The 13376-nt window shown below is 63.1% G+C and carries 11 protein-coding genes and 1 pseudogene; 10 read left to right on the plus strand and 2 right to left on the minus strand.

The window, feature by feature from the left end:
• The 4 genes and pseudogenes from MTR64_RS07285 to MTR64_RS07300 all read left to right on the plus strand — a co-directional run.
• A pseudogene (locus MTR64_RS07285) lies at positions 1-278 on the plus strand (N-acetyl-gamma-glutamyl-phosphate reductase); the annotation flags it as partial.
• Between the two features lie 351 nt (positions 279-629).
• On the plus strand, positions 630-968 hold the full coding sequence (locus MTR64_RS07290) for a P-II family nitrogen regulator (RefSeq protein ID WP_243992353.1): 339 nt from the start codon (positions 630-632) through the stop codon (positions 966-968).
• A 174-nt stretch (positions 969-1142) separates the two neighbouring features.
• Positions 1143-2552 (plus strand): type I glutamate--ammonia ligase, encoded by a 1410-nt coding sequence (glnA, locus tag MTR64_RS07295; RefSeq protein WP_243992355.1) that lies wholly within the window; start codon positions 1143-1145, stop codon positions 2550-2552.
• 223 nt (positions 2553-2775) lie between these two features.
• On the plus strand, positions 2776-3369 hold the full coding sequence (locus MTR64_RS07300) for a lysozyme (RefSeq protein WP_243992357.1): 594 nt from the start codon (positions 2776-2778) through the stop codon (positions 3367-3369).
• Position 3370: 1 nt separating this feature from the next.
• Here the strand turns inward: MTR64_RS07300 and dcd are convergent, their stop codons facing one another.
• Positions 3371-3925: a dCTP deaminase gene (gene dcd, locus MTR64_RS07305; protein ID WP_243992359.1), complete on the minus strand. Its 555-nt coding sequence runs from the start codon at positions 3923-3925 to the stop codon at positions 3371-3373.
• Positions 3926-4197: 272 nt separating this feature from the next.
• Positions 4198-4950: an EF-hand domain-containing protein gene (locus MTR64_RS07310; RefSeq protein WP_243992360.1), complete on the minus strand. Its 753-nt coding sequence runs from the start codon at positions 4948-4950 to the stop codon at positions 4198-4200.
• Positions 4951-5074: 124 nt separating this feature from the next.
• On the opposite strand from MTR64_RS07310, the gene wecB reads away from it, so the two are divergent.
• The 6 genes from wecB to MTR64_RS07340 all read left to right on the plus strand — a co-directional run bounded on the left by wecB (position 5075) and on the right by MTR64_RS07340 (position 13228).
• Complete coding sequence (gene wecB / locus MTR64_RS07315; protein ID WP_243992362.1) at positions 5075-6214, plus strand: non-hydrolyzing UDP-N-acetylglucosamine 2-epimerase; 1140 nt, start codon at positions 5075-5077, stop codon at positions 6212-6214.
• A complete protein-coding gene (gene wecC / locus MTR64_RS07320; protein ID WP_243992364.1) occupies positions 6192-7493 on the plus strand; it encodes a UDP-N-acetyl-D-mannosamine dehydrogenase in 1302 nt (433 codons plus the stop codon). Before wecB ends, wecC begins: the two co-directional genes overlap by 23 nt.
• A gap of 51 nt (positions 7494-7544) precedes the next feature.
• Positions 7545-7742 (plus strand): zinc-finger domain-containing protein, encoded by a 198-nt coding sequence (locus MTR64_RS07325; RefSeq protein ID WP_243992366.1) that lies wholly within the window; start codon positions 7545-7547, stop codon positions 7740-7742.
• Between the two features lie 42 nt (positions 7743-7784).
• Positions 7785-9203, plus strand: a complete 1419-nt coding sequence (gene tldD / locus MTR64_RS07330; RefSeq protein ID WP_243992368.1) for a metalloprotease TldD — start codon at positions 7785-7787, stop codon at positions 9201-9203.
• 75 nt (positions 9204-9278) lie between these two features.
• A complete protein-coding gene (locus MTR64_RS07335) occupies positions 9279-9695 on the plus strand; it encodes a hypothetical protein (protein WP_243992370.1) in 417 nt (138 codons plus the stop codon).
• Positions 9696-10162: 467 nt separating this feature from the next.
• Positions 10163-13228, plus strand: a complete 3066-nt coding sequence (locus tag MTR64_RS07340; protein WP_243992372.1) for a glycosyltransferase — start codon at positions 10163-10165, stop codon at positions 13226-13228.
• Positions 13229-13376: the final 148 nt, after the last annotated feature.

A 13376-nucleotide genomic window follows, 5' to 3' on the forward strand; every position in this document is an offset into this window, starting at 1 on the left:
AGGCAGCCAGCCCCTCCGAACTGCGCGCGGCACTGACCGCCTATTACGGCGCCAGCCCGATCGTGACGGTGGAAAGCGACAAGCCGGACGAACTGTTGCTGCGCGGCTCGATGGAACCGTCCGACAGCCTGACCCTGCGCGTGCTCGGTTCCGCCGACGGCAGCCAGGCACGCCTGATCGCCGTGCTCGACAATCTCGGCAAGGGTGCCAGCGGTGCTGCAGTGCAGAACCTCAACCTGATGGCCGGCCTCGACGAGACGGCGGGGCTGCGGCTCTAAGCTTCCGGACAAGCGTTGCGTGAGCGTCTTCCGCACCTTGCGGCAGGCCGTGACGCGCCCGATTGTCGCATCACGCATTGCTCCTGAAACGGCCACTGCACAATTTTCAGGCATCGACTGCCCAAATCTTGAACAGAACTTGCTGCAATGCCCCCCGCCGCAACACGTATGCATGTTATATGACTTGGTAATTCGTGCGATTCCGCTCTTTTCGCGCCTGCACACATGCCCTACCAATACGACGATCGCATTGGCACGATTCTTGATGGGAATCGCGCGCGGGGCATCTGGTTCCCGGACCGGAAACCTCCTCAATAATGTCCGGGAACAAGTGCAGGGGTCTAGACAGGCGTGAAGAAGATCGAAGCCATCATCAAGCCTTTCAAACTCGACGAAGTGAAGGAAGCGCTGCACGAAGTGGGCGTCTCCGGCATCACCGTGACCGAAGCCAAGGGCTTCGGACGCCAGAAAGGCCACACTGAACTCTATCGCGGCGCAGAATACGTCGTCGATTTCCTGCCCAAGGTAAAACTCGAAGTCGTCGTGGCCGACTCGCTCGCCGAGCGCGTGGTCGAAGCGATTGCAGACGCTGCCCAGACCGGCCGCATTGGCGACGGCAAGATCTTCGTCGTGCCGGTCGAAACGGCGGTGCGCATCCGCACCGGCGAGCGCGACGACGACGCACTCTGAGTTCCCGGCCGCGCGCCGGGAACGTCATCCGCCTGGCGGAGCCGGGCAGCAAGATCGGATCCGGCCTCGCCGGACCGGGGATAAGCCGGAAATGGGGGCCGGCGCCGTTCCCGGAATGCCATCCACCCCTAACCTCTTTCGGGATCGGAAGAGAAAATCTGGAGAACCAAAAACATGGCAAGTGCAAAGGACGTCCTCAAGAAGATCAAGGACGAGGAGATCGAGTGGGTCGATCTTCGCTTCACCGACCCCAAGGGTAAGTGGCAGCACCTCACGATGTGCGCGGGCGTGATCGGCGAAGACGAGCTCGAGGACGGCCTCATGTTCGACGGTTCCTCGATCGAGGGCTGGAAGGCCATCAACGAGTCGGACATGATCCTCAAGCCCGACCTCGAAGCGGTTTATGTCGATCCGTTCTCGGCCACTCCGATGATGATCCTGTTTTGCGACATCGTCGAGCCTTCGACCGGCGAACTCTACGCCCGCGACCCGCGCTCGACCGCGAAGCGCGCTGAAGCGTTCGTCAAGTCGGCCGGTTTCGGCGACACCGTCTATGTCGGCCCGGAAGCCGAATTCTTCATGTTCGACGACGTGAAGTTCTATGACGGCTACGACGGCAACGGCTTCAAGATCGACGACATCGAGCTGCCGACCAACTCGAACAAGGACTACGACACGGGCAACCTCGCCCACCGTCCGCGCGCCAAGGGCGGCTACTTCCCCGTCGCTCCGGTCGATCCCTGCACCGACATCCGCGGCGAGATGGTCTCGACCATGCTCGAAATGGGCCTGCCCTGCGACAAGCACCACCACGAAGTGGCGGCTGCCCAGCACGAGCTCGGCCTGACCTTCGGCAAGCTGGTCACCACCGCTGACCGCATGCAGATCTACAAGTACGTCGTCATGATGGTGGCTCAGGCCTACGGAAAGACCGCCACGTTCATGCCGAAGCCGATCATGAAGGACAACGGTTCGGGTATGCACACGCATATCTCGATCTGGAACGACGGCGAGAACACCTTCGCCGGCAACGGCTACGCCGGCCTGTCGGACACCTGCCTGTACTTCATCGGCGGCGTCATCAAGCACGCCAAGGCCCTCAACGCCTTCACCAACCCGACCACCAACAGCTACAAGCGCCTGGTGCCGGGTTACGAAGCTCCGGTTCTGCTCGCCTACTCGGCCCGCAACCGTTCGGCTTCGTGCCGCATCCCCTACGGTGCCGGCACCAAGGCAAAGCGCGTGGAATTCCGCTTCCCCGACGCGATGGCCAACCCCTACCTGTGCTACGCCTCGCTGCTCATGGCCGGCCTCGATGGTATCAAGAACAAGATCCATCCGGGCGAAGCCATGGACAAGAACCTCTACGATCTGCCGCCGGCCGAACTCGCCGAAGTGCCGACTGTCTGCGGTTCGCTGCGCGAAGCTCTGGAATCGCTGGCCGCTGACCATGCCTTCCTCCTCGAGGGCGGCGTGTTCACCGAAGACCAGATCGAAGCCTACCTCGAACTGAAGTGGCCGGAAGTGCTGCGTTGGGAAACCACGCCGTCGGCCGTCGAGTTCGACATGTACTACAGCCTCTGATCTTTCGATCAGGCGGCGGCACAGTTCGCCGAGTGGGGCGTCCGGAGCAATCCGGGCGCCCTTTTCTTATTGTGGCCGGTGCGGCGGACGATGCCGCCAAGGCAGTGGCAAGCAAGGCAACGGCTCGCGAAAGTCCTGGCTGCCCCGAAGCACAAACCGTTTTCCTACAGCCCCGCTTCCGGTTTACTTGATTCGCCTTTCCCGCCAGCCACGGAGAAGGCCCATGCTGAACCGCAAGCCGATTTTCGATGAAGTACGCCTCTTGCTGGGGCGCGGCTTTGTGCAGGATGAAGTGTCCCGGCTTGATGGCGCGATCGACCGTTCGCTCGGCTTGTCATCCGGCGCCGCCGGGCCATGGCGGCTGGGCGCGGCCGGCACGGCGCTGATCCGGAAATGGGAGGGCTGCGGCAGGCGCCGTGCCGACCGCCGTTTCGAATCCTACCCCGATCCCGGCAGCGCCGACGGCAAGCCCTGGACGATCGGCTGGGGCTCAACCGGCCCCGATATCAGGCCCGGCACGATCTGGACCCAGGCCGAGTGCGACGCGCGGTTCGACCGGGACATTGTCCGCTACATCGAGGACGTGGCCAAGAGGCTGGGCGATGCCGCCACCACCCAGAACCAGTTCGATGCGCTGGTCTCGTTCCACTACAACACCGGCGCCATAGGCACCGCGACGCTGACCAAGCTGCACAGGCAAGGCCGGTTTACCGAAGCGCGGGCGGAATTCGGCAAGTGGATCTACAACGCCGGAAAACCGATGGAAGGCCTGAAAGCCCGCCGCGCCGAAGAAGCGGCGCTCTACGCCACTACGTGATCTACAGCCGCGGCAGCGTCACGCCCTTCTGGCCCATGTACTTGCCCGCACGGTCGGCATAGCTCGTCTCACACGGCTCGTTGCCCTGCAGGAAGAGGAACTGGCAGGCGCCTTCGTTGGCGTAGATCTTGGCGGGCAGCGGCGTGGTGTTGGAGAATTCCAGCGTCACGTGGCCTTCCCAGCCCGGCTCCAGAGGCGTGACGTTCACGATGATGCCGCAGCGGGCATACGTGCTCTTGCCGAGGCAGATCACCAGCACGTCACGCGGCACGCGGAAGTATTCAACGGTGCGGGCAAGTGCGAAGGAATTGGGCGGGATCACGCAAACGTCCGTCGTGCGGTCCACAAAGGAGTTTGCCGCAAAATCCTTGGGATCGACCACGGCCGAATCGACATTGGTGAAGATCTTGAACTCGGGCGCGACGCGCGCATCGTAGCCGTAGGAGGACAGGCCATAGGAAATGCACCCGTCGCGGCGCTGGGCCTCCACGAAGGGCTCGATCATGCCATTTTCCAGCGCCTGTTGCCGGATCCATTTATCGCTGAGAATCGCCATCCCCGGGTGATTCCCCAAGGCTGGCGCCGGAGCAAGGGACCCGCGCGAATTGTCCACCAGTCCTCCCCGATAATGGAGGTCGAAATATGTGTCAGTCCGCGCCCTTCACCAGCACGGCCAGCACAAGCGTTGCGGCAAGTTTCAATCTGGCGGTCTTAACCGGCGTCCTCGCTGTTCTGTTGGAAGCCGGTCTGGTTGCGGTCCTTCTAAACGCCCGCCACTCAGCCGCTCCGGAGGATTGACCAGACGCTGTTAAGCCTCGCGGGCCATGCTCAGCACGTGTCGCCTGGCGGGCACTGAGGGCGTCCGCCCTGCGGCGGACCGAAGCCGCCCGGCCCGCCCGGTCCATGCGTCTTGCCGGAACGGTCATCCGGGCGCAGTTCATCCATGGTGAGGAAGCCGTCCTGGTTCTTGTCCGCCGCGTCGAAGCGCTTGCCTTCGTAAGCCAGCAACTCATCCAGCGAGACGCCGGCATCGTAGTTGGTATTGGCCCTGGCGATCACGGTCCCGCTCAGCGGCTCGATCATATCGGCCAGCATGAGATCTTCCATGTCCTTGCCGGTCTCGGGCTTGATGGCATCGGCAATCTGCCCGTCGCGCGCACCGAAACCGCCACCTTCGCTGGACGCGGCCGAACCCATCTGTTTCTGCCAGACGACGAATTCGGCACGTGAAAGCATACCATTGCGATCGGTATCGACCGCCTCGAAGCGTGCCGAAATCACCGCCTCCCGCCGCGCGTCGATCACGGCGTGGAGTTCATCAAGCGCAACCGTGCCGTCGTGGTCTGCGTCCGCCATGCGAAACATGCCCGTGACCAGCTTGTCGAAATCCTTGCGCTTCACCGGCTTGGGCGCGCGCGGGGCCTTTCCGCCACCCGGCCCGCCTCCGGGACCTCCACGACCGCCGCCCATGCCGCCCCCCATGCCGCCGCCATCGCCCATGCCTCCCGGCATGCCCTGGGCCATGACAGCAGGAGATGACAGCAGCACCGAGGCTGCAACGAGCAGGGAGATCATGCGCATGGAGGCCCTATGCCTCCGCAATTTAGCCAGAAGATTGCACCGAGGGGAAAAAATGTCGCAACTTGTCGCGCTGCAGCTAGGCACTTTATTTCAAGGTTAACAATAGGCTGGTATTCCGCCCTCCATGACCCGTCCGGCACGCATCCTCGTGATCTTCGGCACCCGTCCCGAAGCAATCAAGCTGTTCCCTGTCGTCCATGCCCTCAAGGCTGACCCACGCTTCGAATGCGTGGTCTGCGTGTCCGCGCAGCACCGGCAGATGCTCGATCAGGTGCTGGAGATTTCCGGAATCGAGCCCGATCACGATCTCGACGTGATGCAGCCTGACCAGACGCTCGATGCACTCACCGCGAATCTTCTCACCGGTCTCGGCAAGGTGATGGATGCAGTGCAGCCGGATCGTGTCATCGTGCAGGGCGACACCGCCACCGCCATGACAGGCGCGCTCGCCGCCTATTACCGCAAGGTGCCCGTCGATCATGTCGAGGCGGGGCTGCGCAGCTACAACATCTATCACCCCTGGCCCGAAGAGGTGAACCGCAAGATCATCGGTGCCATGGCCAGCCTGCACTTTGCGCCCACCACCACCAGCGAGGCTGCGCTGCTCAAGGAAAACGTCGATCCCTCGCGCGTCCACGTCACCGGCAATACCGTGATCGACGCGCTCCACTGGGTCAGCGCCAAAATCGAATGCGAACCGGCGCTCGCATCCGGGCTCACCGAACTGGAAGCGAAATTCGCAGGAAAGCGCATCATCGGCGTCACCAGCCACCGGCGCGAGAACTTCGGCGAAGGCATGGAACAGATCGCGCAGGCCATTCGCCAGATTGCCGAACGACCCGATACGGCGGTGATCTTCCCCGTCCATCTCAACCCCAACGTGCGCAAGGTGATGAACGAGCGCCTTGCCGGCCTCGACAATGTCGCCCTGATCGAGCCGCTCGACTATCCGCATTTCGCACGCCTGCTGAACATCGCCGAGATCATGCTGACCGATAGCGGCGGCGTGCAGGAGGAAGCGCCCGCGCTCGGCAAGCCGGTGCTCGTCATGCGCGAGACGACCGAGCGCCCCGAAGGCGTTGAAGCCGGCACCGCGAAACTCGTCGGCACCGATGCCACGCGGATCGTTACCGAAATATCAACCTTGCTCGACGATACCGAGGCCTACAAGGCCATGGCGCGCGCCCACAATCCGTTCGGGGATGGGCAATCCGCGCGCCGGATTGTGGAGCTGCTCGCGAATGAAATCGGACAACAAGCCTGACGTCTGTGTCGTAGGGCTGGGTTATATCGGACTTCCCACTGCCGCCGTGATCGCCCGCGCCGGGTGCAAGGTGCTCGGCCTCGATGTTTCGCAGAACGTAGTCGACACGATCAATCGCGGCGAGATCCATATCGAGGAAGTCGATCTCGATGGACTCGTCCACGGTGTCGTCGCGCGGGGATTGCTCTCCGCCTCGACCGAGGTCGCCCCCTGCGATGTCTTCGTAATCGCTGTGCCGACGCCCTTCGACAAGAACCATGCGCCGGACATTTCCTATGTGCTGGCCGCCGGACGCACGATTGCGCCGGTGCTCAGGCACGGCGATGTGGTGATCCTCGAATCGACGTCACCGGTCGGCACCACCGAACAACTTCGCGACATGATCGCCACAATGCGTCCCGACCTCAAGGTTCCGGGGTTCACCGGCGAAATCCCCGACATCGCGATCGCCTATTGCCCCGAGCGCGTCCTGCCGGGCCGCATCCTCGAGGAACTGACTAACAACGACCGCTCGATCGGCGGCATCACGCCGCGCTGCGCCCGCAAGGCGCTCGCCTTCTACAAGCGCTTCGTGCGCGGCGAATGCGTCACCACTGACGCACGCTCGGCGGAAATGACCAAGCTGGTCGAGAACGCCTATCGCGACGTCAACATCGCCTTCGCCAACGAACTGTCGATCGTCGCGGACACAATGGGGCTGGACGTTTGGGAAGTGATCCGCCTTGCCAACCGCCACCCGCGCGTGAACATCCTCTCGCCCGGCCCCGGCGTCGGCGGCCACTGCATCGCGGTGGACCCGTGGTTCATCGTCCACAGCGCACCGGACGAAACCCCGCTGATCCGCACCGCGCGCGGCGTCAACGACGGCAAGATGCACCACGTGATCGCCGAGGCCGAAGCGCTGGTGGAAGCGCATCCTGACGCGAAAGTCGCCTGCCTCGGCCTCGCCTTCAAGGCCAACATCGATGACTTCCGCGAAAGCCCGGCCCGCTTCGTTACCAGCCGCCTCGCCCGCAAGTTCGGCAACCGCATCCATATCGTCGAGCCCTATGCCGCCGAACTGCCGATCGAATTCACGGATACCGGCGCGGTGCAGATCGACATCGACGATGCGCTGGAAACCTGCGAGATCCTGATCGTGCTCGTCGACCATGACGTGTTCCGCGTCGTGCCCCTCGCCGAACGGGCGGACAAGCTTGTCTACGACACGCGAGGGATCTGGCCCGACCAGCCCCGCGTGGTGCGCGAGGAGGAAGCGCAGCTGAAACTGGTGGGCTGAACGCACAAGCCGTCTGGAAATGCCGTTCGCCTCCTGCTAGTTGACCAGCTCATGATGAACCCGCCCGAAACCGTCTACACCGATTCCCACCGCGCCTGCTGCGACGGGGCAACCGACATCCGCGCCGGGGCCGCGCTCGGCCATCCGCGTGTCTGGCTGGAAATCGACGAGAAGGGCTATGTCGAATGCGGCTATTGCGATCGCCGTTTCGTACTCAAGGGCGGCCCGGCCGACCAGCAGGCAGCGTAAACGGCCGTTTCAATTCCCGTCACGCCCCCTATATCAGGGGGCATGACAGCTTCCGATCCCCGCTCGCTCCTCTATCGCCAGCTCACCCCCGAAGATGCACAGGCGCTTGCCGCCGAAACGCTCAAGGCCTGTGACGACGGCGAACTCTTCCTGCAGTTCGTGGCGAGCGAGGCCTTCGGGTTCGACGATGGCCGGCTGAAGACCGCAGATTATTCGCGCGATGCCGGCTTCGGCCTGCGAGGTGTTTCCGGCGAGATGACCGGCTTCGCCCACGCCAACGAGATTTCGGCGGCCGCGATTCGCCGCGCAGGCGAAACGCTGCAATTGCTCGATCCCGCCAAGGGCGCGATGGCGCCGCCGCCCGTGAAGAGCAACCGCCACCTCTATACAGACGCTTCGCCGCTCGACCTCGTGGGCTTCGCCGAAAAGGTGAAGCTGCTGGAGACCATCGACGCCGCCGCCCGTGCCCGCGATCCGCGCGTGGCACAAGTCAGCGCCTCGCTCACCGGATCCTGGTCTATCGTGGAGATCGTGCGCGCCGACGGGTTCCTCGCCACTGACGTGCGCCCGCTGGTGCGCCTCAGTGTCTCGATCGTTGCCGAGAGCAACGGACGGCGCGAGACCGGCTCGTTCGGGATTGGCGGCCGCTGGCTCTACGAAGACCTGTTCAAGCCGGAAACCTGGAACGAGGCCATCGACGTCGCGTTGAACCAGGCTCTGGTCAACCTTGAGAGCGTGGATGCCCCGGCGGGCGAAATGCCCGTGCTGCTCGCGCCCGGCTGGCCCGGCGTGATCCTGCACGAGGCGATCGGCCACGGCCTCGAAGGCGATTTCAACCGGAAGGGTACTTCCGCCTTCTCTGGCCGGATCGGCGAGCGGGTCGGTGCGCCGGGCGTCACCGTGGTCGATGACGGCTCGATCGAGGCACGGCGTGGTTCGCTTTCCATCGACGACGAAGGAACACCGACTCAGGAAACCGTGCTGATCGAGGACGGCATCCTCAAGGGCTACATGCAGGACCGCCTAAACGCCCGCCTGATGGGCGTCGAGCCGACCGGCAACGGCCGCCGCGAAAGCTATGCCCATGCGCCCATGCCGCGCATGACCAACACCTTCATGAGGGCGGGCAACGACGATCCCTCCGAACTGCTCAGCCGCATCAAGAACGGCATCTTCGCCAAGAACTTCGGCGGCGGCCAGGTCGACATCGTCTCGGGCAAGTTCGTGTTCTCCTGCACCGAGGCCTACAAGGTCGAGAACGGCAAGCTGGGCGCACCGATCAAGGGCGCGACACTGATCGGCGACGGCCCATCGGTACTAACCAAGGTCAAGGGCATCGGCAACGATCTCGAACTCGACCGCGGCGTCGGCGTATGCGGCAAAGGCGGCCAGAGCGTGCCCGCCGGCGTGGGTCAGCCGACCCTGTTGGTCGAGGGACTGACAGTTGGCGGCACAGCCTGACAGCGGTCATCTTGCGTTCAGAACGGCACACTAAGGTGCTCAAACGGGTGAGGTTTTCCGTCAGGAGAAATGGCCGTGAAGAAGTTGACCGCAGCACTCATTGCAACCCTGGCCGCTGGTGCCGTCATATCCGCATCACCGGCAGTGGCAGCCAAGTCCAAGCCAAAGCTGACGGGTGAGGAAAAGCTCGCCAAGATGCTGGAAGGACGCGAGGCCGGAAAGCCCGTGAACTGCATCTCCCTGTCCCAGGTTTCGCAGACCACCGTGATCGACAAGACCGCGATCGTCTATCAGGTCGGCTCGACATATTACGTCAACCGGCCGACCAATGCCGACCTGCTCGACAACGACGATATTCTGGTAACCCGCCTGTGGGGTTCGCAGCTATGCAGCGTGGACACCGTGCAACTGCACGATCGCATGGCTGGCCACATGTGGAGCGGTTTCGTCGGCCTGCGTGAATTCGTGCCGTACAAAAAGGTCAAGAAGTAAGAGCATAACCTGCTGCGGGCAGCTGGCTCCGTCCGCCCGGCACCCCCTCGCGCAGCCTTTCTGCACTATCTCCCGACCCGGTGCGCACAGCCGCCACGGGTCGGGCCCTTACGCGGTAGAGCGGCGATCGGCACAAGATGCAGACCTGCGCCCTGGCACCTGAATCGTGTCCCCTGCAGTCATCATCCGGACTAGGGCAACCGGGACAGCCTCCTCGGACGCGGCGCCGCAGGATTTCTGTGTTCGGCAATACAGTGGCCGTCCGGAACTGGCGCAGTCCGTTATTTGGGCCTATTCTTTATCCTGCGAAATGGACCCGACCGGAACTGAAACAAAATGTCTCATTTCCGCACGATGACTTGTTTCATCGCACCCCCAATTCGGTTGACCAGGCGACGACAAATGGCACAGATACAAGCATTGGGCGGGTGACAGGGGCCACAACCGTGCTGGATGAAATTGCTGACGTGCATACTGCTGAAAACCGGGTATCCGCAGCGATTTCCGTAGTAATTCCATCCTATAAGTCGGCGAACACCATCGGACTCACTTTGGAGAGCCTGTTGTGCCAGAGCTGGCAAGACTGGGAAGCCGTGGTGGTGGACGATGGCTCACCGCAAGACGATGCCGCCGTGGTGGAGCGCTACGCGCAGCTGGACGGCCGGATCCGGCTGGTCCGGCAGGAGAACCAGGGAGCGGGCCCCGCCCGGAACACCGGCCTTCTCCACGCCACGGGCGAATGGGTTATTTTTCTGGATTCCGATGATCAGCTGATACCGGATCATATGGAAAAGATGATGGCGGCCAGCCAGAGAAATCCGGATGCCGGATTGCTCCATTGCTCATGGCGGCGACTGCTGAACGGCGAGCCATGGGGCTTGACCCATGACGCAGCGGACGTGATCGATCCCTTCGCGATTTCCACCCGGACCTGCCCTTTCGCGATTCACAGCGCGATGACCAAACGCGCGGCGATCATGGAGGCTGGGGCGTTCGACCCGGCCTTGCGGGTGTGCGAGGACTGGGACCTGTGGCAGAAGCTGGCACGGATGGGCGAGCAGTTCGCACCAGTCTCCGAGATGGTGGCCGACATTCATGTCCGCGAGGGATCGCTCTCCAGCAACATGCTGCAGATGCAGAAGGACAGCGAGGCTGTGATCCTCCGAGGCCACGGCGTGGATGTGCGCCTGCCGCGCACCTTGCCTGAACTGGCCAAGGGGGGGTCCTCGCGAGGGCACGTCATAGCCATCTGGTGCACTGCGGTCTGGCTTGCCGGTATTTGCATCGGCCGGGGCGAAGATCCCACACCAGTGCTTGATCAGGTTCAGACCGAAGTGCCCGACGCAATGAATGGCTCGGTTCCGGCTTCCGGTCTGGGGGATCTGGTTTCCAGTCTGGCAGGAGGTATTGCCGTCGGCGTCTTCGGACCAGAGCCGGACTGGCTGCAACTCTGGCCGCAAATTGCTCCGGGCGTGGTCAGCCTGCGCAAGTTCCTGGATGGGAAGTCCATTTCCGGATCGTTCGGGAGCAGCCTTGTACTGGCGTTCGAGAAACAGCTGGCATCCCAGTTTCCAAGGGGAACCACGCTTGCGATGTCATGCCTGCATTTGCAGAAGCTGGACATCGCGCAGTCCATCCCGAACCTGATCCTGCCGGATGTGCGTCGCTTGAAATGCTGGGTATTCTTTGACGGCGAGGATCTGGGCGACTTCGAAAAGTTGGTTTTCGACGGTATTTCCGGGCAAAAGCTTGCGACCGAAATCCGCGCCCGGTTCGGGACGCCGGATCTGCGGCGGGCTCTCGCACGCAAGCGGCTTCTCCAGGGCCCTTTCCGGCGATGGAAAGGGCGCTATCTCTCCCATCGCAGCACGACGCGTTTGTGGCGAGCGTGGGCACGGCAATGGGTGCGCGACCGGCGGGGGCGCCAATGCCCCCCTTTCGAACGCATCACCGACCTGCTCTACGATGCCGCGCTCGCTCCACCGATCCTGACCGAGGCCGATACCGCCATTGAACGGATCATCGCCGACGAAGAAGAAAAGGCGGCCCGACATCCTCATCGCATGCCGGTCCCGGGCATGAGCACCATCAGGCCCCAGTCCGGGGAAATCATCGACTATGGTGACAAGGCCTATTGGGAGAACATCTACAATTCGGAAGATCCCTGGAACTACACGAACAACTACGAGACGGCCAAGTACGACCAGACGGCGGCGCTGATCGCCGGACGCCACTACCCCGAAGCGCTGGAACTGGCCTGCTCGGAGGGGCTGTTCACGCCCCAGTTGGCGCCTCTTTGCGGCCGGATTCTGGCTACGGACATTTCCTCTACCGCTATCGGTCGGGCCGAAGCAGCGCTGGCGTGCTTTCCGAACATTTCGACGGCCCAGCTTGATTTCGCAACCGATGACATTCCGGGCACCTATGACCTGATCGTCTGCAGCGAAGTTCTCTATTACTATGAGGAGCCCGGTGCACTTGACCGTCTGGCCGCGAAATTCGCCGCCCGCCTCAATCCTGGCGGCACGCTGGTCATGGCCCATGTCAACATGCTTGCCGACGAACCCGACCGAACGGGCTTCAAATGGGGCCACAGCGTGGGCGCCGTCAGCATTGGCCGGCAGTTCTCTGCCCATCCGGAACTGCAACTTTCCGCCGAGCTGCGGACCCCGCTCTATCGCATCCAGCGCTTCGAAAAGTGCGCTGCCGGTGCGCGGATCGAGCCCGATATTCTCTGGAGCGATACCGCCCACCCGCTGCCCGCCCGCGTTGCCGAAGCTGTGGCCTGGCGTGCGGAAAAACCGTCTGAGATCTCCGGCCAATGGCATGACCTCCCGATCCTGATGTACCATCGTATTGCCAATGACGGCCCTGAGGGTCTCGCGCAGTGGCGAACACTCCCCGCCGCCTTCGAACAGCAGCTGTCATGGATGCGGGACAACGGCTGGCAGGGCATCACGCTCTCACGCCTGCAAGAGACATTTGAACGCGGCCGTGCCCTTCCCGAGCGATCGGTGCTCCTCACGTTCGATGATGCAACGCGCGATTTCATGGACACCGCCCTGCCCCTGCTCCACCGCTACGGGTTTCCTTCGGCACTGTTCGTCCCCACCGGCAAAGTCGGGCAAACGGCGGACTGGGACCAGAGCTTCGGCGAAGCCGCCCCCTTGCTGAACTGGGAAGAGATCACGGCACTCCGATTTTGCGACGTGGAAATCGGCGCGCACGGCATCATGCACCTGCCCCTGACCGGGCTGCCCTCCGCACAGCTGTTACGGGAACTGGCCGGATCCCGCGCGGTGCTGCAACGGGTTCTTGACACACCGGTAACTGCCCTCGCCTATCCCTTTGGCGATTTCGATCCGGTCATCCGTGACGTTGCCGAGACCTGCGGGTATCGCCTGGCCTTCAGCTGTATCGATGGCCTCATGCAGCAGAATTCCGACAGCCTGGTGCTGCCGCGGCAGGAAGTGCGCGGTGGCATCAGCGTCACGGAATTCGCCGCGCTGCTGGGCGTTCAGGACAAGGCCTGATCCGGCGCACTGCTGCGCCCGGCACGAGGCACTCGGCCGCCATAGCCGTCGTGCCACCCACGACTGAGACCTCAACGGTCTCGAAAAATCTCCCCCCTGTCGGGAATTTCCCCGATGGCCCCTGTCTTTGCCAGCCCGCATGTTGGCG

This window comes from Novosphingobium album (ex Hu et al. 2023) (assembly GCF_022832385.1).
Taxonomy (GTDB): domain Bacteria; phylum Pseudomonadota; class Alphaproteobacteria; order Sphingomonadales; family Sphingomonadaceae; genus Novosphingobium; species Novosphingobium album.